This window comes from Paracoccus sp. NIOT.M2S5SZ12 (assembly GCF_057748165.1).
In genome coordinates, this window is the sequence record NZ_JBYLFR010000001.1 from 130,055 (window position 1) to 149,659 (window position 19,605).

The 19,605-nt window shown below is 70.4% G+C and carries 21 protein-coding genes; 17 read left to right on the plus strand and 4 right to left on the minus strand.

The window, feature by feature from the left end:
* Nucleotides 1-17 precede the first annotated feature (17 nt).
* Nucleotides 18-494 (plus strand): GNAT family N-acetyltransferase, encoded by a 477-nt coding sequence (locus tag AC2SGK_RS00650; protein ID WP_488321675.1) that lies wholly within the window; start codon nt 18-20, stop codon nt 492-494.
* Here the strand turns inward: AC2SGK_RS00650 and AC2SGK_RS00655 are convergent.
* Together AC2SGK_RS00655 and greA are read right to left on the minus strand one after the other, a co-directional pair.
* Nucleotides 491-1,387 carry a hypothetical protein gene (locus AC2SGK_RS00655; protein WP_488321676.1) on the minus strand — a complete coding sequence of 299 codons (897 nt, stop codon included), beginning with the start codon at nt 1,385-1,387 and terminating at the stop codon, nt 491-493. The genes AC2SGK_RS00650 and AC2SGK_RS00655 overlap by 4 nt on opposite strands.
* A 4-nt stretch (nt 1,388-1,391) precedes the next feature.
* The gene (greA, locus tag AC2SGK_RS00660) at nt 1,392-1,862 is read right to left on the minus strand and encodes a transcription elongation factor GreA (protein ID WP_488321677.1); all 471 of its coding nucleotides are present in this window, start codon (nt 1,860-1,862) and stop codon (nt 1,392-1,394) included.
* 282 nt (nt 1,863-2,144) lie between these two features.
* On the opposite strand from greA, the gene AC2SGK_RS00665 reads away from it, so the two are divergent.
* The 12 genes from AC2SGK_RS00665 to recO all read left to right on the plus strand — a co-directional run bounded on the left by AC2SGK_RS00665 (nt 2,145) and on the right by recO (nt 12,682).
* Nucleotides 2,145-3,800, plus strand: a complete 1,656-nt coding sequence (locus AC2SGK_RS00665) for an electron transfer flavoprotein-ubiquinone oxidoreductase (protein ID WP_488321678.1) — start codon at nt 2,145-2,147, stop codon at nt 3,798-3,800.
* 87 nt (nt 3,801-3,887) lie between these two features.
* Nucleotides 3,888-5,672: a tetratricopeptide repeat protein gene (locus AC2SGK_RS00670; RefSeq protein WP_488321679.1), complete on the plus strand. Its 1,785-nt coding sequence runs from the start codon at nt 3,888-3,890 to the stop codon at nt 5,670-5,672.
* Nucleotides 5,669-6,490, plus strand: a complete 822-nt coding sequence (locus AC2SGK_RS00675) for a 4-(cytidine 5'-diphospho)-2-C-methyl-D-erythritol kinase (protein ID WP_488321680.1) — start codon at nt 5,669-5,671, stop codon at nt 6,488-6,490. The genes AC2SGK_RS00670 and AC2SGK_RS00675 overlap by 4 nt, the downstream gene beginning before the upstream one ends.
* Nucleotides 6,491-6,520: 30 nt before the next feature.
* Nucleotides 6,521-7,255 carry a pyridoxine 5'-phosphate synthase gene (locus tag AC2SGK_RS00680; protein WP_488321681.1) on the plus strand — a complete coding sequence of 245 codons (735 nt, stop codon included), beginning with the start codon at nt 6,521-6,523 and terminating at the stop codon, nt 7,253-7,255.
* A complete protein-coding gene (acpS, locus tag AC2SGK_RS00685) occupies nt 7,252-7,662 on the plus strand; it encodes a holo-ACP synthase (protein WP_488321682.1) in 411 nt (136 codons plus the stop codon). Before AC2SGK_RS00680 ends, acpS begins: the two co-directional genes overlap by 4 nt.
* Nucleotides 7,663-7,735: 73 nt before the next feature.
* The gene (gene lepB / locus AC2SGK_RS00690; protein WP_488321683.1) at nt 7,736-8,527 is read left to right on the plus strand and encodes a signal peptidase I; all 792 of its coding nucleotides are present in this window, start codon (nt 7,736-7,738) and stop codon (nt 8,525-8,527) included.
* Complete coding sequence (gene rnc / locus AC2SGK_RS00695; protein ID WP_488321684.1) at nt 8,524-9,213, plus strand: ribonuclease III; 690 nt, start codon at nt 8,524-8,526, stop codon at nt 9,211-9,213. The genes lepB and rnc overlap by 4 nt, the downstream gene beginning before the upstream one ends.
* Nucleotides 9,210-10,157, plus strand: a complete 948-nt coding sequence (gene era, locus AC2SGK_RS00700; protein WP_488321685.1) for a GTPase Era — start codon at nt 9,210-9,212, stop codon at nt 10,155-10,157. The genes rnc and era overlap by 4 nt, the downstream gene beginning before the upstream one ends.
* Entirely contained in the window at nt 10,150-10,485 is a 336-nt protein-coding gene (locus tag AC2SGK_RS00705) for a DUF1491 family protein (RefSeq protein ID WP_488321686.1), read from the plus strand. Before era ends, AC2SGK_RS00705 begins: the two co-directional genes overlap by 8 nt.
* 40 nt (nt 10,486-10,525) lie before the next feature.
* A complete protein-coding gene (rarD, locus tag AC2SGK_RS00710; RefSeq protein WP_488321687.1) occupies nt 10,526-11,455 on the plus strand; it encodes an EamA family transporter RarD in 930 nt (309 codons plus the stop codon).
* 76 nt (nt 11,456-11,531) lie between these two features.
* Entirely contained in the window at nt 11,532-11,966 is a 435-nt protein-coding gene (locus tag AC2SGK_RS00715; protein WP_488321884.1) for a VOC family protein, read from the plus strand.
* Nucleotides 11,966-12,682, plus strand: a complete 717-nt coding sequence (gene recO / locus AC2SGK_RS00720; RefSeq protein ID WP_488321885.1) for a DNA repair protein RecO — start codon at nt 11,966-11,968, stop codon at nt 12,680-12,682. The genes AC2SGK_RS00715 and recO overlap by 1 nt, the downstream gene beginning before the upstream one ends.
* Before the next feature lie 4 nt (nt 12,683-12,686).
* Here recO and AC2SGK_RS00725 read toward each other — a convergent pair whose 3' ends face one another.
* Both AC2SGK_RS00725 and AC2SGK_RS00730 read right to left on the minus strand, forming a co-directional pair.
* On the minus strand, nt 12,687-13,142 hold the full coding sequence (locus AC2SGK_RS00725) for an META domain-containing protein (RefSeq protein WP_488321688.1): 456 nt from the start codon (nt 13,140-13,142) through the stop codon (nt 12,687-12,689).
* Nucleotides 13,143-13,225: 83 nt separating this feature from the next.
* Nucleotides 13,226-14,833: an acyl-CoA dehydrogenase family protein gene (locus AC2SGK_RS00730; RefSeq protein ID WP_488321689.1), complete on the minus strand. Its 1,608-nt coding sequence runs from the start codon at nt 14,831-14,833 to the stop codon at nt 13,226-13,228.
* Between the two features lie 160 nt (nt 14,834-14,993).
* On the opposite strand from AC2SGK_RS00730, the gene AC2SGK_RS00735 reads away from it, so the two are divergent.
* Genes AC2SGK_RS00735 through rnr form a run of 4 tightly spaced genes read left to right on the plus strand, consistent with a single transcriptional unit; the run spans nt 14,994 to nt 19,553 of the window.
* Nucleotides 14,994-15,761: a sulfite exporter TauE/SafE family protein gene (locus AC2SGK_RS00735; protein ID WP_488321690.1), complete on the plus strand. Its 768-nt coding sequence runs from the start codon at nt 14,994-14,996 to the stop codon at nt 15,759-15,761.
* Nucleotides 15,761-16,900: a succinyl-diaminopimelate desuccinylase gene (gene dapE, locus AC2SGK_RS00740; RefSeq protein WP_488321691.1), complete on the plus strand. Its 1,140-nt coding sequence runs from the start codon at nt 15,761-15,763 to the stop codon at nt 16,898-16,900. Before AC2SGK_RS00735 ends, dapE begins: the two co-directional genes overlap by 1 nt.
* Entirely contained in the window at nt 16,897-17,316 is a 420-nt protein-coding gene (locus tag AC2SGK_RS00745; RefSeq protein WP_488321692.1) for a GNAT family N-acetyltransferase, read from the plus strand. The genes dapE and AC2SGK_RS00745 overlap by 4 nt, the downstream gene beginning before the upstream one ends.
* Complete coding sequence (rnr, locus tag AC2SGK_RS00750) at nt 17,313-19,553, plus strand: ribonuclease R (RefSeq protein ID WP_488321693.1); 2,241 nt, start codon at nt 17,313-17,315, stop codon at nt 19,551-19,553. The genes AC2SGK_RS00745 and rnr overlap by 4 nt, the downstream gene beginning before the upstream one ends.
* Nucleotides 19,554-19,605 lie beyond the last annotated feature (52 nt).

The following is a 19,605-nucleotide window of genomic DNA, read 5'->3' on the forward strand; positions in this document are numbered from 1 at the left end:
CAAGACAAGGCCGCCCGATGCAGATCCTGCACCCCATTCCCCCGGCGCATCTGCCGGCCGCGGCGGCGCTGTGGCGGGCGCATTTCGGGCATGGCGGCTGGCCGGGCCGGGTCTCGGCGGCGCATGGGGTCGTCGCGGTGGACGGCCGGGGCACGGTGCAGGGGGTCATGGGGCTGCGCGACGCGACCGGCGGCTTTGCCCAGGGGGCGGGGCGCTGGCCCGGCTGGCTGTTCCGCGCGGCGCCCGCGACGGCGGATCTGGTGATCGACGGTCTGGCCGTGGCGCGACGGCGCGGCGGCACGGGCCGGGCGCTGGTCGCGGCGGGCGGGTCGATCGCGGAGGCCGCGGGCCGCCCCGGCCTGAGGGCCGAGGTCCGCGCCCGGAACCGCGACGCGCTGGCCTTCTACGAGGCGGTGGGCTTTGCCCATGAGGGGCGGGGGCGCTATGGCCTGCCCTGGTGGGGGCAGGTCCATCTGCTGCATCGGGCGGCCTAGCCGAAGACCCCCGACACGCGGCCCAGCAGCATGAAGGCCCGCGCCGAACGGCTGTCGGCCAGCACGGCGATCTGCAGGTCGTCCAGCTGCGGCACCAACCGCGCCGCCAGCCCGTCGAAATGGCGCAGGAAATGCTGCGCCGTGTCGCGGAAGATCTCGTCCTCCTGCAGCATCCGTGCCGCGACCTCCAGGGCCTCGGGGCTGTGGATGCAGCCCAAGGCGCCCACCGCGCTGCCCCGCGCGCCATCCGCGAAGCGGCGCCAGACATCGGGTCGCGCCGGGTCGGGCGGCAGGTCGTCCATATAGACGTCGCGCCCGGCCATCAGCGTCACGACATCCTGCGCGGCGCGCAGCACGCGGCTGTTGGCCGGGTCCTGCAGCGCGTGGCGCAGCGCGTCGATCGCTTCGACATCGTCGGGACCGTCGGGAAAGTTCAGCGCCCGGATCAGCGTGCCGGCATCGACGCCGGGGCCGGCGTCGGGCAGGGCGGCGTCGCGGATCTCGACCGGCTGCGCCGCGGGCTGCGGGCGCGCGGGCGGGGGCGCGGGCATGGCGGCGCGCGCCTCGGTCCGGGGCCGTTCGGCGGGCGCGGGGCGCGGTTCGGGGGCATCGCCGCGCAGATTCGCCAGATGCGCGCGCAGCTCCTCCGCCTCGGCGCGCAGCTGGGCCAGCTGGCGCGCCAGCGACACGCCCAGCCAGACCAGCGCCACCGGCAGCACCGTCCCCATGATCGAGACCAGCCGCGACACCCCGCCCGCCCCGGATGCGGCGTCCGACGGGCCCAGCACCCAGAACAGGGCGACCAGGAACAGCCAGATCCCGGTCAGCGTCATGCCGATCGTGGTGATGCGGTCGCGGTTCGAGAGGCTGGCGATGCGTGCGATCAGCGACATGGGATCATCCGTACCGGATCTCGACGATCTCGTAGCTGCGCTGGCCGCCGGGGGTGGTGACCTCGACGCTGTCGCCCTCGTCCTTGCCGATCAGCGCGCGCGCTAGAGGAGAGCGGATGTTCAGCAGCCCGCGCTCGATATCGGCCTCGGCCTCGCCCACGATCTGATAGACGCGCTTCTCCTCGGTGTCCTCGTCGATCAGCGTGACGCGGGCGCCGAACTTGACGCTGCCCGACAGCTTGGACGGGTCGATGACCTCGGCGCGCGACAGAAGGCTCTCCAGCTCCTTGATGCGGCCCTCGATGAAGCCCTGCTTCTCGCGCGCGGCGTGATACTCGGCGTTCTCGGACAGGTCGCCATGCTCGCGCGCCTCGGCGATGGCGCGGATGATGGCGGGCCGCTCCTTGGACTTCAGCTCGCCCAGTTCGCGTTCCAGCGCCTGCGCGCCGGTGGGGGTCATCGGTATCTTTTCCATCGCTGCCCTGGTCCTTCCGGGGTGGGTTCGTGCGTCAGCAGCCAAACCAACGCCCCTGCCATTGCGGAATGGCAGGGGCGCGGGGCTGATCGGGACCCATGGTCACCAAAACGGCCGGCAATGCAAGACGGGATGGCACGATCGCGCGCGGCCGGGCGGGATTGCGCGCGCGCCCGGCGCCGCAGGCGGGCGCTGCGTTTCTTCGCCGCGTCACGATTGCCCCGGCGGGGCGGGGCCGCTATCTGTCGGACAGCCAGTTTGCCACGGAGGGGGCCGCAGCACATGACCGATGAGACCCAGATCGCCCGCGAATCGATGGAATACGATGTGGTCATCGTGGGCGCGGGGCCTGCGGGCCTGTCCGCGGCGATCCGTCTGAAGCAGATCGATCCCGACCTGTCGGTCGTCGTGCTGGAGAAGGGGTCCGAGGTCGGCGCGCATATCCTGTCGGGCGCGGTCCTGGACCCGTCGGGCCTGACCCGCCTGATCCCCGATTGGGCCGAGAAGGGCGCGCCGCTGAACACGCCCGTCACCGACGACAACTTCTATGTGCTGGGCGAGGCGGGGCAGGTGCGCGTGCCGAACTGGCCCATGCCGCCGCTGATGTCGAACCACGGCAACTACATCGTCAGCATGGGCAATGTCTGCCGCTGGATGGCCGAACAGGCCGAGGCCCTGGGCGTCGAGATCTTTCCCGGCATGGCCGCCAGCCAGGTCGTGTGGGACGGCAGCCGCGTCGCGGGGGTCGTCGCGGGCGAGTTCGGCCGCAACCCCGACGGCAGCATCGGCGACGGCTATGAGCCGGGCATGGAGCTACTGGGCAAGTACGTCTTCATCGCCGAGGGCGTGCGCGGATCGCTGGCCAAGGAGATCATGGCCCGGCTGGACCTGTCCAAGGGCCACGACCCGCAGAAGTTCGGCCTGGGCATGAAGGAGATCTGGGAGGTCGCCCCCGAGAAGTTCCACAAGGGCCGCGTCGTGCACACGATGGGCTGGCCCCTGGGCAGGAACGCGGGCGGCGGTAGCTTCATCTATCACCTTGAGAACAACCAGGTCCTGGTCGGCTTCGTCGTCCACCTGAACTACGAGAACCCGCATCTGTATCCCTACATGGAGTTCCAGCGCTTCAAGCACCATCCGATGGTGGCCGAGCTGCTGGAGGGGGGCAAGCGCGTGGCCTATGGCGCCCGCGCCATCAGCGAGGGCGGCTGGCAGTCGCTGCCGCAGTTGTCCTTCGACGGCGGCGTGCTGCTGGGCTGTTCGGCGGGCATGGTCAACGTGCCGCGCATCAAGGGCAACCACAACGCCATGCATTCGGGCATCGAGGCCGCGAATGCTGCCGCTGCCGCCATCGCGGCAGGCCGCGCGGGCGACCGGCTGAGCGACTACGACACGGCGGTGCGCGGCGGCACCATCGGCCAGGACCTGAAGAAGGTCCGCAACGTCAAGCCGATCTGGTCGCGCATGGGTCTCTCGGCCAGCCTGATGCTGGGCGCGGTGGACATGTGGACCGCCAACCTGACCGGCTGGAACCCGCTTGGCACCTGGAAGCACGGCAAGTCCGACGCCGCCGCCACCGGCAAGGCGCGCGACCACAAGCCGATCGACTATCCGCGCCCGGACGGCAAGCTGTCCTTCGACCGGCTGACCAATGTCGCGTTCTCCTTCACCAACCACGAGGAGAGCCAGCCCTGCCACCTTAAGCTGCGCGACCCGTCGGTGCCCATCGCGGTCAACCTGCCGGAATATGCCGAACCCGCGCAGCGCTACTGCCCGGCCGGCGTCTATGAGGTGGTCGAGGATGCGGCGGGTCCGCGCTTCGTCATCAACTTCCAGAACTGCGTCCACTGCAAGACCTGCGACATCAAGGACCCCAGCCAGAACATCGTCTGGACCACGCCCCAGGGCGGCGACGGGCCGAATTACCCGAACATGTGATGTATCCGCCGGGCGGGGGCGTTGCCTGCCCGGCATCGGGCCGCTAGGCTTGCGGGCAACGCGAATGTGAACCCGGAAGTGCCGCCCGTGACCCAGACCCGACCCCGCCCCGCCCTGCTGACGCTGGCGCTGCTGGCCGCCCTGTCGGCCGCCGGTCTGCCGGCGCTGGCGCAGGACGCCCCCCAGCCCGCGCCGATCCGCGGCCTGGCCGGACCCTATCTGGCCGCGCGCATGGCGACGGTCGAGAACGACTTCCGCGCCGCCGCCCGCTATTTCAGCGAGGCCTCGTCCCGCGATCCGCAGGACGTCTATCTGGTGGACAGCGCGCTGGTGGCGCTGGCCTCGGCCGGGGAGGTCGAGCGCGCGGCGCTTCTGGCGGAGCGGCTGTTCCAGGAGGACCGCCCGACCGAGCTGGCGGGCCTGCTGCGCCGGGCGCAGCTGGTGCGGGCCGGCGATTGGCAGGGGGTGATCGACCTGATCGACGCGCGCCCCGAAGGCGATATCCCGACCGAGCAGGACCTGATGGACGGCACGATCCGGGCCTGGGCGCTTCTGGGCGCGGGCCGCGCGACCGAGGCCATGGCCGCCTTCGAGGCGCTGGCCGCGACGGAAAGCCTGGCGCCCATCGTGAACTATCACCTGGCGCTGGCCCGCGCGCTGGCGGGCGATTACGAATCCGCCGAGACCCTGATCGGCCAGTCCGAGGCGGGCGGCCATGTGCTGGGCCTGACCGCGCGCGTGCAGATCCTGTCGCAGCTGGGCCGCGGCGACGAGGCGCTGGCGATCCTGGACCAGATCGAGGGACTGGAGGCCGAGCCGCAGCTGCTGGCCATGCGCGACGCGCTGCGCGACGGGCAGGTGCTGCCCTTCGACGTGATCGCCGGGCCGGGCGACGGGATCGCGCATCTGCTGTTGTCCTTCGCCTCGGCCCTGGCCAGCAGCCCCGACCCCGAGCCCCTGGCGCTGATCCATGCGCGCCTGGCCGCCTGGATCTCTCCGCAGAACGCCGAGGCGCGGCTGATGGCGGCGCAGCTTCTGCAGGAGCGCCAGCAGTTCGACCTGGCCGAGGCCGAGTTCGACGCCGTGCGCGGCATGGGCGAGATGCGCCCCCAGGCCGAGCTGTCGCGCATCGACGCCCTGTCGCGTGCGGGCCGACCCGACGAGGCCGAAAAGGCCGCGCTGGCGCTGACCGCGGCCTATCCGAACCTGCCGCAATCCTGGATCGCCCTGGGCGACGTGCTGCGCCAGCAGGAGAAGTTCGCCCAGTCCGTGCCCAGCTATGACAAGGCGCTGGAGCTGCTGGCCGACGCGCCCGCGGACCTGCGCTGGTTCCCGCTCTACGCCCGCGGCATCGCGCTGGAGCGCGCGGGCCAGTTCGACCGGGCCGAGGCCGACCTGCTGGCCGCGCTGGAGATCCGGCCCGATCAGGCCAGCCTGCTGAACTATCTGGGTTATTCCTGGATCGACCGGGGCGAGAACCTGGACCGTGCGCTGGAGATGATCCAGAAGGCGGTCAAGCTGTCGCCCGGCGACGGCTATATCCTGGACAGCCTGGCCTGGGCCTATTTCCGGCTCGGCCGCTATCAGGAGGCCGTGGCGCCGATGGAGCAGTCGATCGCCACGATGGCGTCGGACCCGCTGGTCAACGACCATCTGGGCGACATCTACTGGATGGTCGGCCGCCACCGCGAGGCGCAGATCCAGTGGCAGCGCGCCCTGTCGCTGGAACCCGGCGACAGCGGCGAGGTCGATGCCGACCGCATCCGCGACAAGCTGGAGCGCGGGCTGAACGCGGTGATGGCCGAGGAGGACGGCCCCGTGGCCAGCCACCCCACCCAATCCCCGCAGACCGAGGCCGACGCGGCCGAATGATCATCGAGGCGGCTCCGGCCAAGCTGAACCTGGCGCTGCATGTCACCGGGCGCCGCGCCGACGGCTATCACCTGCTGGATTCGCTGGTCTGCTTCGCCTCGGTCGGCGATACGGTCACGCTGTCGCCCGGCCCCCTGTCGCTGCGCATCGACGGCCCCTTCGCCGCGGGGCTGGAGGTCGGGGACGACAATCTCTGCCTGCGCGCGGCGCGGCTGGCGGGCGGGCAGGCGGCGATCCGGCTGACCAAGGCGCTGCCGGTCGCCTCGGGCATCGGCGGCGGCTCGGCGGATGCGGCGGCGGTGCTGCGCGGGCTGGCGCGGATGGGCCATCCGCTGCCCGACCGGTCTGAGCGGCTTGGCGCCGACGTGCCGGTCTGCCTGGCCAGCCGCCCCGCGCGGATGCAGGGCATTGGAGAGATCGTGACCCCGCTGCCGGACCTGCCCGCGCTGCATCTGGTGCTGGCCAATCCGCGCGTCGCGGTGCCGACCCCCGCGATCTTTGCCGCGCTGTCGCGGCGCGACAATCCGGGCTTGCCGGCGATCCCGGCCTTTCGCGACGCGGAGGCGCTGATCGGCTGGCTGCGGACGGTCCGCAACGACCTCGAGGCGCCCGCCATCGCCACCGCTCCGGTCATCGCCGAGGTGCTGGCGGCGTTGTCGGCCACGGGGGCGCGGCTGGCGCGGATGTCGGGGTCGGGGGCGACCTGCTTCGGCATCCATGGTGACGCGGCATCCGCCCATGCCTCGGCTGCGGCCCTTGCGCGCAACGGGTGGTGGGCGGTCGCGACCGAACTGGCATCCGCCCCGGCACGGGTCTAGACTGCGCCCCAACCCAGTCCGGAGGACCCCATGCTGCGCCTTGGCGTCAACATCGACCACGTCGCGACCATCCGCAACGCCCGCGGCACGCCCTGGCCCGACCCGCTGCGCGCCGCCCTGATGGCCGAGGCCGCGGGCGCGGACGGCATCACCGCGCATCTGCGCGAGGATCGCCGCCATATCGGCGACGCCGACATCGACGCGCTGATGGCCCGCCTGACCCGGCCGCTGAACTTCGAGATGGCCGCCACGGCGGAGATGCAGACCATCGCCCTGCGCCACCGCCCCCATGCGGTCTGCATCGTCCCCGAAAAGCGCGAGGAGCGCACGACCGAGGGCGGGCTGGACGTGGCGGGCAACGAGGCGATGCTGGCCGCCTATATCGCGCCGCTGCGCGAGGCGGGCTGCCGGGTGTCGCTGTTCATCGGCCATGAAGCGGCCCAGATTCGCGCCGCCGCCCGCATCGGCGCGGCGGTGGTCGAGCTGCATACCGGCGCCTATTGCGACCTGGACACCGAGGGCCGCCACGCCGAGCGCGACGCCGAACTGGCCGCTTTGCGCGAGGGGGCGGCGCTGGCCGCCGACCTGGGGCTGGAGGTCCATGCGGGCCACGGGCTGACCTTCGACACGGTCGGCCCCATCGCCGCCATCCCCCAGATCGCCGAGCTGAACATCGGGCATTTCCTGATCTCGGAATCGGTGTTCCTCGGTCTGGACGGCGCGATCCGAGAGATGCGCGCCCGCATGGATGCCGCGCGCCCATGATCCTGGGCATCGGCACGGACCTGGCCAATATCGACCGCATCCAAGGCACGCTGGACCGCTTCGGCGACCGGTTCCGCACCCGCGTCTTCACCGACACGGAACTGGCCCGCGCCGCGCGCCGCGCCGACGAGGCGGGCACGCTGGCCAAGCGGTGGGCCGCCAAGGAGGCCTGCTCCAAGGCGCTTGGCACCGGCTTGGCCATGGGGATCAGCTGGCGCGACATGGCGTTGACGAACCTCGCGTCCGGTCAGCCGGTCATGGCGCTGACCGGATGGGCCGCCGACCGGCTGGCCGCGATGACGCCTGCGGGCCATCACGCCATCGTGCATGTCACGCTGACCGACGACCACCCCTGGGCGCAGGCCTTCGTGGTGATCGAGGCCCGTCCCGGCCCTGCGCCTGCTTGACTTTTGCCCGATCCCCGGCCCATGAACGCCCGGATGCAGGGGCGCGGCCCCCGGACAAAAAGGACCACGCGGAATGGCAACGGCAGCGCCCGAGAAAAAGGACGGCATCTGGGAGACCGTCAAGACGATCTTCTGGGCGCTGGTGATCGCGGGCATCTTCCGCACGCTGTTCTTCCAGCCCTTCTGGATCCCCTCGGGCAGCATGAAGGACACGCTGCTGATCGGCGACTTCCTGTTCGTGAACAAGATGGCCTACGGCTATTCCGCGCATAGCTGCCCCTTCTCGATGTGCCCGATCAGCGGCCGCATCCTGGAGCGTGCGCCCGAACGCGGCGACGTGGCCGTGTTCCGCCACCCCACCCGCAACGTCGATTTCATCAAGCGGGTGATCGGCCTGCCGGGCGACACGGTGCAGATGCGCGGCGGCCGCCTGTGGATCAACGGAGAGCCGGTGCAGGTCGCCCCCGCCGGAGAGTTCATCGAGGTCAAGGAGCAGCAGGGCCCGCAGGGCCTGATCCCGCGCTGCGTGAACGACCCGGTCGCCCCCGGCGGCGACTGCATCAGCGAGCGGCTGACCGAGACCCTGCCCGGCGGGCGCAGCCATTCCATCCTGAACATCGTCGATGGCTGGGTGGCCGACGACACGCCGACCTTTACCGTCCCCGAGGGCCAGTACTTCTTCATGGGCGACAACCGCGACAATTCCGAGGACAGCCGCTTCTCCGCCGAGATCGGCGGCCTGGGCTTCGTGCCGGCCGAATACCTGATCGGGCGCGCCGACCGGATCATGTTCTCCTCCGCGGGGCGGTCGCTGCTCTACTTCTGGACCTGGCGGTCCGACCGCTTCTTCAAGGCGGTGGAGTGACGCCCTCGGCCGACATCCGGGCCTTCATGGCCCGTCTGGGGCATGAGTTCGCGCGGCCCGAACTGCTGATCCGCGCGCTGACGCATGGCTCGATCGCCAGCGCGACGCGGCCCGACAACCAGCGGCTGGAGTTCCTGGGCGACCGCGTCCTGGGGCTGGTCATGGCCGAGGCGCTGTTTTCCGCCGACACCGCCGCCAGCGAGGGCCAGCTGGCGCCCCGCTACAACGCGCTGGTGCGCGGAGAGACCTGCGCCGCCGTCGCGCGCGAGCTGTCTTTGGGCGAGGTGCTGAAGCTGGGCCGGTCCGAGATGCTGTCGGGCGGGCGCCGCAAGGAGGCGCTTCTGGCCGATGCGATGGAGGCCGTGCTGGCCGCCGTCTATCTGGATGCGGGGTTCGACGCCGCGCGCCGGATCGTGCTGCGCCACTGGGGCCCGCGCCTGGAGCGCGTGGCCGAGGACAGCCGCGACGCCAAGACCGCGCTGCAGGAATGGGCCCAGGCCCAGGGCATGCCGCCCCCCGTCTATGAACAGACCGACCGCAGCGGCCCCGACCATGCGCCGGTCTTCCTGATCACCGTCCGGCTGGAGGATGGCCGCCACGCGCAGGCCCGCGGCACGGGCACCAAGCGCAGCATCGAACAGGCCGCCGCCGCAGCGCTGCTGGACCGGTTGGAGAACCCGACATGACCGACGAAACCACCCCCGACCACGCCACCCCCGATCAGCCCACCCGCGCGGGCTTCGTCGCCCTGATCGGAGAGCCGAACGCGGGCAAGTCCACGCTGCTGAACCAGATGGTCGGCGCCAAGGTCAGCATCGTGACCCACAAGGTCCAGACGACCCGCGCCCGCATCCGCGGCATCGCCATGCACGGCCCCGCGCAGATCGTCTTCGTCGACACGCCGGGCATCTTCCGCCCGCGCCGCCGCCTGGACCGCAGCATGGTCGCGGCGGCCTGGGGCGGGGCGTCGGATGCGGATGTTGTGCTGGTCCTGATCGAGGCGCATCGCGGGCTGACCGACGGCGCGCAGGCCATCCTGGAGCAGCTGGCGAACCTGGGGCAGGGGACGCCCGTGGCCCTGGTCATCAACAAGATCGACCGCGTCAAGGCCGAGGCCCTGCTGGCGCTCTCCAAGCGGTTGAACGAGGCCTATCCCTTCCGCGAGACCTTCATGATCTCGGCCATGCGCGGGCACGGCTGCCAGCAGCTGCGCGACTGGCTCGCCCGCAGCCTGCCCAAGGGGCCGTGGCTGTACCCTGAGGATCAGATCGCCGACCTGCCCATGCGCATGATCGCGGCCGAGATCACCCGAGAGAAGCTGACCCTGCGCCTGCATGAGGAGATCCCCTATAAGCTGACGGTTGAGACCGAGGCCTGGGAGGAGAAGGACGACGGCAGCGCGCGGGTCGAGCAGGTCGTCTATGTCGCCCGGCCCGGCCACAAGGGCATCGTGCTGGGCCGCGGCGGCGAGACGATCAAGGCCGTGGGCCAGGCCGCGCGGGTCGAGCTGGAGGGCTTCATGGGCCGCCGCGTCCACCTGTTCCTGCAGGTCCGCGTCCGCGAGAACTGGGAGAACGAGGCCGAACGCTATGACGAGATCGGCCTGAACTTCCGCGACGGCGATGGCTGAGGCGCGGCTGGCCGCGTCCCTCTGGGTCGCAGCCTATCGGGCGCGGCTGGCCCAGGCCGCCATCCCCGCCTATGTGACGGCGCGGGGCGACGACACGGCGGGCGCCATCGCGGTGAAATGCGCGCATCTGGACGGCAGCGCCGCGCTGTGGATGCGCGAATGGGACATGGACAGCGACACCCGCCCCTGGGTCGCGGTCCAGACCGGCCCCGAAGCCGAGATCGACGCCGCCATCGCCCGCCAGCGCGCCCGCGACCCGGACCTCTGGGTGCTGGAGATCGAATCCCGCGACGGGCGCACGCTTCTGGATCAGGACGGGCTTGTCTGACCTCTGGCGGGGTCGCGCGTTGCAGCATATGCATCCGGGCATGAGCATCCCGCAGACCGATTCGCCCAAGGGCCTGGCCTATGCCGTCACAGCCTATCTGCTGTGGGGGTTCCTGCCCATCTACATGAAGGCGCTGGCCCATCTGCCCGCGGCCGAGATCATCGCGCATCGCATCCTGTGGTCGCTGCCCATCGCGGCGGCGGTGCTGCTGTGGCAGGGGCGCGCGGGCGACGTGGGACAGGCGCTGCGCCAGCCGCGGCTCTTGGCCATGGCGGCGCTGACGGCGGTGCTGATCTCGGTCAACTGGCTGATCTATGTCTGGGCCATCGCCAACGATCAGGCGCTGGAGGCGGCGTTGGGCTATTACATCAACCCGCTGTTCAGCGTGTTCCTGGGCGCGACCCTGCTGAAGGAGCGGCTGACGCGCGGGCAATGGGCGGCCATCGCGCTGGCGGCGGCGGCGGTCGTGCTGCTGACGGTGCAGGCCGGGCGGCTGCCCGTGGTGGCCATCGGGCTGACGCTGTCCTGGGGTATCTATGCCTATTGCAAGAAGAGCCTGCCGCTTGGTCCCAACCAGGGCTTCACGCTGGAGGTGCTGCTGCTGACGCCCTTCGCGGCGGCCTTCCTGATCTGGCAGGCCGCGGCGGGGCAGGCGCATTTCCTGTCGGCGGGCTGGGGACAGGCGCTGCTGCTGCTGGGCTGCGGACCGATCACCGCGATCCCGCTGCTGTTCTATGCCAACGGGGCCAAGCTGATCCGCCTGTCGACCATCGGCATCCTGCAATACATCGCGCCGACGATGATCTTCCTTTGCGCCGTGCTGATCTTCGGAGAGCCCTTCGACGGGGCGCGGCTGGTGGCCTTCCCGATGATCTGGGCGGCGCTGGCGATCTATACCGCGACCCTGCTGCGCCAGGCCGGACGGCGGCGGCGCGACCGGCGCGACCTGGCGGCCGGGCGCGCGCAATAGCGGGCTTGCCCGACCGCCGCCGCCATGTCAGCCTGACCGGAAAGGATCGCCCATGGCCCCGACACCGCCCCGGACCCTGCCCCGACAGCGCGTGACGCTGATCACGCTCGGCGTCGCCGACCTGGCGCGGGCGCAGCGCTTCTATGCGGCCTGGGGCTGGCTGCCGCATCCGCAGTCGCAGCCGGGCATCCTGTTCTATCAGATGAACGGCTCAGCGCTGGCGCTGTTTCCGCTGGCCGATCTGGCCCATGACCAGGGCCGCGAGACGCTGCCCCCCGGCAGCGGCGCCGTCACCCTGGCGCAGAACTGCACCGACCGCGATGAGGTCGATGCGGTCTTTGACGCGGCCCTGGCGGCGGGTGCCCGCGCGCTGAAGCGCCCCGAGGCGGTCTTCTGGGGTGGCTATTCCGGCTATCTGGCCGACCCGGACGGGCATGTCTGGGAGATCGCCTGCAACCCGTTCTGGCCCCTGTCCGGCGACGGCGCGCTGGTCCTGCCCGACGGGGTCTGATCGTGGAATGGCAGGCACCGGGCACCGTCCTCGCACGGCGCCCGCACGGAGAGACCGCGCTGATCATCGACGTGCTGACCGTCGAGCATGGCCGCCATTCCGGCGTGGTGCCCGGCGGCGCCTCGTCGCGTCGCGCGGCGATGCTGCAACCCGGCGCGCATCTGGACCTGCGCTGGCGGGCGCGGCAGGCCGACCAGCTGGGCAGCTTCACCGCCGAACCCTTGCGGCTGCGCAGCGGACTGATGGCCGACGCGGCGGGGCTGGCGGCGCTGAACGCGGTCTGCGCGCTGCTGGTCTTCGCGCTGCCCGAACGCGACCCGCACCCGCAGCTGACCCTGCGGACCGAGGACCTGCTGGACCGGATCGAGGCCGGGGGCGACTGGTCCGCCGCCTATCTGGCCTGGGAGATGCTGCTGCTGGAGGAGATGGGTTACGGCCTGGACCTGGGCGCCTGCGCGGTCACCGGCGATACCGTCGATCTGGCCTTCGTCAGCCCGCGCAGCGGGCGCGCGGTCAGCCGGGCGGGGGCGGGGGAATGGGCGGACCGGCTGCTGCCGCTGCCGGCGCTGATGGGGGGCACGGCCCAGGGTGACGGCCTGGCCCTGGGGCTGGCCATCACAGGGCATTTCCTGGAACACCGGCTGGCGCCCGATCTGGTCGGGCGGCCCCTGCCGGCGGCGCGCGGGCGGCTGATGCGCCGCCTGCTGCGGGCCTAAGGCCTTACTGGTTGCCGCGCGCGGCCGACAGCGCGTCGGTGGCCTGCTCGGCCGGGCGGCCGCTTTCGAAGATCAGCCAGGTCGGGCCCTTGATGCGCAGGACGCCGCCGTAATACTCCATCGAGGTCGCCTGCTGCAGCGCCTGGAAGAAGCGCTGTTCCACCGCCTCGTCGGCGCAGCCCGTGACGCCGGTGGTCTGCAGCGGCTCGAAGGCCACGGCGGGCAGGGGCACGGTGTTCTTGGCGGCATAGCCGTTGCAGGGGCCGCGGCCCGACACGCCCTCGGGGCGGGTGGTCAGGGTGATGTTGCGCAGCGGCACGGTGCCGTTGCCGATGCCGACCAGCACGTAGTCATTGGCCGGGATGCCCCCCATCGGATCGCCGGCGGGTTCCGAACAGGCGGACAGGGCCAGCGTGGCCAGGGCGGCAAGGGCAAGAACGGGGCGGGTCGACAGGGACATGGGGCGCGGCTCCTAAAGGCACGGTCAAGCGGAACTGACGTGGTCTAGCGTCATTCCGCCGATCGATCCAGTGCATGCGTGCGTCAACCCAAAAGTCGCCGCGCGATCACCTGGGCCTGAATCTCGGCCGCGCCCTCGAAGATGTTCAGGATTCGGGCGTCGCACAGCACCCGGCTGATCGGGTATTCCAGCGCAAAACCGTTGCCACCGTGGATCTGCAGCGCATTGTCCGCCGCCGACCAGGCGACGCGCGCGCCCAGCAGCTTGGCCATCCCGGCCTCCAGATCGCAGCGCCGACCGTGATCTTTTTCCCACGCGCTGAAATAAGTCAGCTGCCGCGCGATCATGATTTCGACAGCCATCATCACCAGTTTGTCGGCCACGCGCGGGAATTCCGCCAGGGGCTTGCCGAACTGTCGCCGGTCCAGCGCATAGCGCAACCCCAGCTCCAGCGCATTCTGCGCAACCCCGATGGCGCGAGCGGCGGTCTGGATGCGGGCCGATTCGAAGGTCTGCATCAGCTGCTTGAAGCCCTGGCCCGTCTCTCCGCCCAACAGGTTCGCACCCGCCACGCGGAAGCCGTCGAAGCCCAGCTCGTATTCCTTCATGCCGCGATAACCCAGGACCTCGATCTCGCCGCCGGTCATGCCGGGGGTGGGGAAGGGGTCGGCATCCGTCCCGGGCGTCTTTTCGGCCAGGAACATCGACAGGCCGCGATAGTCGGTCGTCTCGGGGTCGGTGCGCGCCAGCAGGGTCATCACATGGGTGCGCGCGGCATGGGTGATCCAGGTCTTGTTGCCGGTCACGATCCAATCGTCGCCGTCGCGCACCGCCCGCGTCCGCAGCGACCCCAGATCGCTGCCGGTATTGGGTTCGGTGAAGACGGCGGTGGGCAGGGTCTCTCCGCTGGCCAGGCGCGGCAACCACTGCGCCTTCTGGTCGTCGGTGCCGCCGCAGAGGATCAGCTCGGCTGCGATCTCGCTGCGCGTGCCAAGGCTGCCCACGCCGATATAGCCGCGCGACAGCTCCTCGGACACGACGACCATCGCCGCCTTGGGCATGCCCAGACCGCCGAACTCCTCGGGGATGGTCAGGCCGAAGACACCCAGACCCGCCAGCTCCTCGATGATCTCCATCGGGATCAGCTCGTCCCTCATGTGCCAGCCATGGGCATGGGGCACGACTTTGTCATCTGTCCAACGGCGGAACTGGTCGCGGATCATCTCCAGATCCTCGTCCAGGCCCGACGCGCCGAAGGTCGCGGCACCCGCGTTTTGCGCGATCAGAGCGGCCAGTTCGGCCCGCGCCTCTGGGCTGTTACCGGCCATCAGGGTGCGCGCCTCCTCCGACGGCTCCCAGGTGACGCCCAGATCGGACAGGCGCGCGAATTCGGTCTGGCTCATCGGGATGCCGCCCAGGATCTGGGTCAGGTATTCCGCCATGCCGATCTGCGCGATCAGCGCCTCCATCGGACCCTCGACCCGCGCCGCCCAGGCCTGCAGCTGCCGCAGCGACAGCACATAGGTGGCCAGCCAGGACAGCGCATGGGCCGCGTGCTGATGCCGGTCCAGAAGCGCCGGATCGACGCGCCCGCCTTGCGTGACGCGGTCGCGCAGCGCGGTGGTGGCGCGGTCCTGCAGGGCGTCCAGTTCCGACAGGACGGCATCCGAGCAATGCTGAAGGTCTTTCATCCAGGTCATCCTTTCGCGGCGTTGCAGCATGACTAGCGCCTTCGCATTCGCAGCGCAACAATTTTGCGCTGCGCGGATCATATTCGACCTAATCTGTCGCACCCGATCCGCGCGTGAAACCGGCCTTTTCCTTTCCCGCGGGCGCGGTTAGCGTGCGGCCATGTTCGGACTGGAGCCCTGGCAATTCCTGGCGGCCTTCGGGATCACCGCCTTTGCAGGATTCGTGAAGGGGGCCCTGGGCTTTGCCATGCCCATGATCATGATGTCGGCCTTCGGCTCGATCATGCCCGCCGCCGTGGCGCTGCCCGCGATGATCCTGCCGACACTGTTCACCAACGTGCAGCAGGCGGTGCGCGACGGGCGCGGCCCCGCGCTGGAATCGGCGCGGAAGTTCCGCCTGCACATCACGATGGTCTGCCTCTTCATCTGCGTCTCGGCGGGCTTTGCCGCGATCATGCCGCAATGGATCATGTATGGCCTGCTGGGCGTGCCGATCACGCTCTTCGCCCTGTGGCAGCTGTCGGGCCGCCCGCTGGTCCTGAACCTGCGCCACAGGCGGCGGGCCGAAGGCTGGTCGGGCGTCATCGGCGGGCTTTACGGCGGCATCTCGGGCATCTGGGGGCCGCCGCTGATCGTCTATCTGCTGTCCATCGGTACCGAGAAAAAGGAGCAGGTCCGCGTCCAGGGCGTGGTCTTCCTGATCGGGGCGGTGGTGCTGTTCGTCGCGCATCTGGCCTCGGGGCTTCTGAATGCGCAGACGCTGCCCTTGTCGGCGCTGCTCTGCGTGCCGGCCTTTGCGGGCATGATGGCGGGGTTCGCGCTGCAGGACCGCCTGGATGTCGCGCAGTTCCGCCGCTGGACGCTGATCCTTCTGATCCTGACCGGGCTGAACCTGGTCCGCCGTGCAATCGAACTCTGGAGCCTGTGATGCCTGACGCCGCCGACCTGACCGCCCGCCTGATCCGCTGCCCCTCGGTCACCCCCGAGGAGGGCGGCGCGCTGGTCCTGCTGCAGGAGGTGCTGGAGGAGGCGGGCTTCGAATGCCACCGCGTCGACCGGGCGGGCACGCCGAACCTGTTTGCGCGATGGGGCGCCAAGGGGGCGCGGGCCATCGGCTTCAACGGCCATACCGACGTGGTGCCGCCGGGCGACCTGGCCTCTTGGACGCATCCGCCGTTCTCGGGGCATTGGGACGCCGATGACGTGATCTGGGGGCGCGGCGCGACCGACATGAAGTCGGGCGTGGCGGCCTTTGCCTGCGCGGCCATCGACTTCGTGCGCGAGACCCCGCCCGATGGCGCGGTGATCCTGACCATCACCGGCGACGAGGAGGGCACCTCCCGCGACGGGACCATCGCGCTGCTGGACTGGATGGCCGAGACCGGCGAGCGGATGGAGGCCTGCATCGTGGGCGAGCCGTCGAACCCCGAGGTCATGGGCGAGATGATGAAGATCGGCCGCCGCGGATCAGCGACCTATACCATCACCGCGCGGGGCAAGCAGGGCCATGCCGCCTATCCGCACAAGGCGCTGAACCCGCTGCACGCCCTGACCCGCTATCTGGCCGAACTGACCGCCGAGCCGCTGGATCAGGGGACGGATCATTTCGACCCCTCGGGCCTGCAGATCACCACGATCGACTGCGGCAACCCCGCGTCGAACGTGATCCCGGAAAAGGCGGTGGCGGTGGTCAACATCCGCTTCAACGATCTGCATACGGGAGACGGACTGCACCGCTGCCTGTCCGACCATGCCGCGCGCATCACGGCCGAGACGGGCGTGGCGCTGGATGTCGCGGCCTATATCTCGGGCGAGGCCTTCCTGACCGCGCCCGGCCCCTTCGTCGATCTGGTGCGCGGCGTGGTCACGCAGGAGACCAACCGCCAGCCGGTCCTGTCGACCTCGGGCGGCACGTCGGACGCGCGTTTCGTCAAGGATCACTGCCCGGTGGTGGAATTCGGCCTGGTCGGGGCCCACATGCATCAGGTGGACGAACGCGTCCCCGCCCAGCAGGTCCGCCAGCTAAAGGTGATCTATCAGCGCGTCTTGGAAAGGTTCTTTGCATGACGATCGAGGAAACGACCGATCTGGCCGCCTGCCACGCTCTGCGCCGCACCGTCTTCATCGAGGAGCAGTCCGTCCCCGAGGCCGACGAGATGGACGACCTGGACGCGGGCGCCATCCACCTGCTGGCCCGCGACGATGCGGGCCGCCCCGTCGCCACCGCGCGCCTGCTGATCAAGGGCGAGATCGGCAAGATCGGCCGCGTCTGCGTGCTGGCCGATCAGCGCGGCACGGGCATGGGCGCCCGGCTGATGCAGGCTGCCATCGACGCGCTGATCGCGCGCGGTGTGCGCGAGGCGCATCTGGGATCGCAGGTCCATGCGATGGGCTTTTATGAAAAGCTGGGCTTCGTCGCCGAGGGCCCGGTCTATGACGATGCGGGCATCCCGCATCGCGACATGGTGCGGGTGATCGCATGACCCAGATCCCCGGCAAGGCGCAGATCCTGGAATGGCTGGCCGAACATCCTTCGGCCAATTCCAAGCGCGACATCGCCAAGGCCTTCGGCATCAAGGGCGCCGCGCGGATCGAGCTGAAGCGCCTGCTGAAGGAGCTGGAGGCCGAGGGCCAGCTGGAACGCCGCCGCCGCCACTACCTGGACGCCGAGACCCTGCCGCCGGTCACCGTGCTGGAGCTGCTGCCCCCCGATGGGTCGGGCGACCTGTTCGCGCGGCCGCTGGAATGGTCGGGGACCGGGCCGATGCCGCGCATCCTCTATGCGGCGCTGAAATCCGACCCGGCTCTGGGGCGCGGCGACCGCTTCCTGGGCCGGCTGATCCCGGTGGTGGGCGAGGACCATCAGTATCAGGCCCGCCTGATCCGCCGCATCACCGCGCAGGCGAACCGTATCACCGGCATCTTCCGCAAGGACAGCGAAGGCGGCCGCATCCTGCCCATCGACAAGGGCCAGGACAAGGAATGGCGCGTGCGCGCCGACGCCACGCTGGACGCGGCCAACGGCGAACTGGTCCAGGCCGAGCAGATCGGCCCCAAGGCCCGCATGGGCCTGCCGCAGGCGCGCATCATCGAACGCTTGGGCGACCCGTCTGCGCCGCGCGCCGTCAGCCTGATCGCCATCCATCAGCACGGCATTCCCGACGAATTCCCCCAGAAGGCCATCGACGAGGCCGAGGCCGCCACGCCTGCGCCCCTCAAGGGCCGCGACGATCTGCGCCGCCTGCCGCTGGTCACCATCGACCCCTCGGATGCGCGCGACCATGACGATGCGGTCGCGGCCTTCGTCGAGGAGGATGGCGGCGCGACCATCTGGGTCGCCATCGCCGATGTGGCCCATTACGTCCGCCCCGGCTCCGCGCTGGACCGCGAGGCCTGGACGCGGGGCAATTCGACCTACTTCCCCGACCGCGTGGTGCCGATGCTGCCCGAGGCGCTGTCGGCCGACCTCTGTTCGCTGCACGAGGGCGTGGACCGCCCCGTCATCGCGGTCGAGATGCGTCTGGACGCGCAGGGCAACAAGACCGCCCACCGCTTTCACCGCGGCATGATAAACAGCCGCGCAAGCCTGGCCTATGAACAGGCGCAGGCGGGCGCGGACGGCGCGCCCGATGCGCAGACCGAGCCGCTGATGGACGACGTGATCCGTCCGCTGTGGCATGCCTATGGCCTGCTCAAGGCCGCGCGCGAGCGCCGCCAGCCGCTGGAGCTGGACCTGCCCGAACGCCGGATCGAACTGAGCCCCGAGGGGCGCGTCAAGGCCGTGGCCTTCCGCGAGCGTCTGGACGCGCATCGCCTGATCGAGGAGTTCATGGTCCTGGCCAACGTGGCCGCCGCCGAGGAGCTGATCCGCCGCCAGCGTCCGCTGCTGTTCCGCGTCCACGAGGAACCCAGCCTGGACAAGATGGAGGCGCTGCGCGAGGTGGCCCAGGCCTCGGGCTTCACGCTGGCCAAGGGGCAGGTGCTGCATACCAGCCACCTCAACCGCCTGCTGGCCCAGGCCGATGGCAGCGACTTCGATGAGCTGATCAACATCAGCACGCTGCGATCCATGACCCAGGCCTATTACCACCCCGAGAATTACGGCCATTTCGGCCTGTCGCTGAAAAGCTATGCGCATTTCACCTCGCCCATCCGGCGCTATGCCGACCTGGTGGTGCATCGGGCGCTGATCAGCGCGCATGGCTGGGGCAAGGACGGGCTGACCGAGGATCAGATCGAGCGCCTGCCCGAGACCGCGACCCATATCAGCGAGACTGAGCGGCGCAGCATGGCCGCCGAACGCGACACGACCGACCGCTATCTGGCAGCCTTTTTGGCCGAGCGGGTGGGGTCCGAGATGACCGGCCGGATCAGCGGCATCCAGAAGTTCGGCGCCTTCGTCAAGCTGGACGAGACCGGCGCCGACGGGCTGCTGCCGATCCGCGCCATCGGGCAGGAATATTTCCACTTCGACCCCGACCGCCAGATGCTGATCGGCAGCGACACGGGGCTGGAGATCGGGATCGGTCAGCGCGTCACGGTGCGGCTGGCCGAGGCGCTGCCGCTGACGGGCGGGCTGACGCTGGACCTTCTGGAGTTGGACGGCGCGACGCTGCCGCGCGGCCCGGTCAAGGGGCGGCGCGGCGGTCCGGGGCGGATGGCCGTCAAGGCACGGCTGGCCGAGATCAAGCGCGCCACCAAGCGGCGGCGCAAGCGCTGACCCTTCTTCTTCATGTAAATATCCCGGGGGGCGCGGGGGGCTGGCCCCCCGC

Bases quoted from the DNA above. Each gene is read 5' to 3' on its own strand.
- AC2SGK_RS00650 (WP_488321675.1), top strand. From the start codon at position 18: ATGCAGATCCTGCACCCCATTCCCCCGGCGCATCTGCCGGCCGCGGCG.
- AC2SGK_RS00655 (WP_488321676.1), bottom strand. From the start codon at position 1,387: ATGTCGCTGATCGCACGCATCGCCAGCCTCTCGAACCGCGACCGCATC.
- greA (WP_488321677.1), bottom strand. From the start codon at position 1,862: ATGGAAAAGATACCGATGACCCCCACCGGCGCGCAGGCGCTGGAACGC.
- AC2SGK_RS00665 (WP_488321678.1), top strand. From the start codon at position 2,145: ATGACCGATGAGACCCAGATCGCCCGCGAATCGATGGAATACGATGTG.
- AC2SGK_RS00675 (WP_488321680.1), top strand. From the start codon at position 5,669: ATGATCATCGAGGCGGCTCCGGCCAAGCTGAACCTGGCGCTGCATGTC.
- AC2SGK_RS00680 (WP_488321681.1), top strand. From the start codon at position 6,521: ATGCTGCGCCTTGGCGTCAACATCGACCACGTCGCGACCATCCGCAAC.
- acpS (WP_488321682.1), top strand. From the start codon at position 7,252: ATGATCCTGGGCATCGGCACGGACCTGGCCAATATCGACCGCATCCAA.
- lepB (WP_488321683.1), top strand. From the start codon at position 7,736: ATGGCAACGGCAGCGCCCGAGAAAAAGGACGGCATCTGGGAGACCGTC.
- era (WP_488321685.1), top strand. From the start codon at position 9,210: ATGACCGACGAAACCACCCCCGACCACGCCACCCCCGATCAGCCCACC.
- AC2SGK_RS00705 (WP_488321686.1), top strand. From the start codon at position 10,150: ATGGCTGAGGCGCGGCTGGCCGCGTCCCTCTGGGTCGCAGCCTATCGG.
- rarD (WP_488321687.1), top strand. From the start codon at position 10,526: ATGAGCATCCCGCAGACCGATTCGCCCAAGGGCCTGGCCTATGCCGTC.
- AC2SGK_RS00725 (WP_488321688.1), bottom strand. From the start codon at position 13,142: ATGTCCCTGTCGACCCGCCCCGTTCTTGCCCTTGCCGCCCTGGCCACG.
- AC2SGK_RS00730 (WP_488321689.1), bottom strand. From the start codon at position 14,833: ATGAAAGACCTTCAGCATTGCTCGGATGCCGTCCTGTCGGAACTGGAC.
- AC2SGK_RS00735 (WP_488321690.1), top strand. From the start codon at position 14,994: ATGTTCGGACTGGAGCCCTGGCAATTCCTGGCGGCCTTCGGGATCACC.
- dapE (WP_488321691.1), top strand. From the start codon at position 15,761: ATGCCTGACGCCGCCGACCTGACCGCCCGCCTGATCCGCTGCCCCTCG.
- AC2SGK_RS00745 (WP_488321692.1), top strand. From the start codon at position 16,897: ATGACGATCGAGGAAACGACCGATCTGGCCGCCTGCCACGCTCTGCGC.
- rnr (WP_488321693.1), top strand. From the start codon at position 17,313: ATGACCCAGATCCCCGGCAAGGCGCAGATCCTGGAATGGCTGGCCGAA.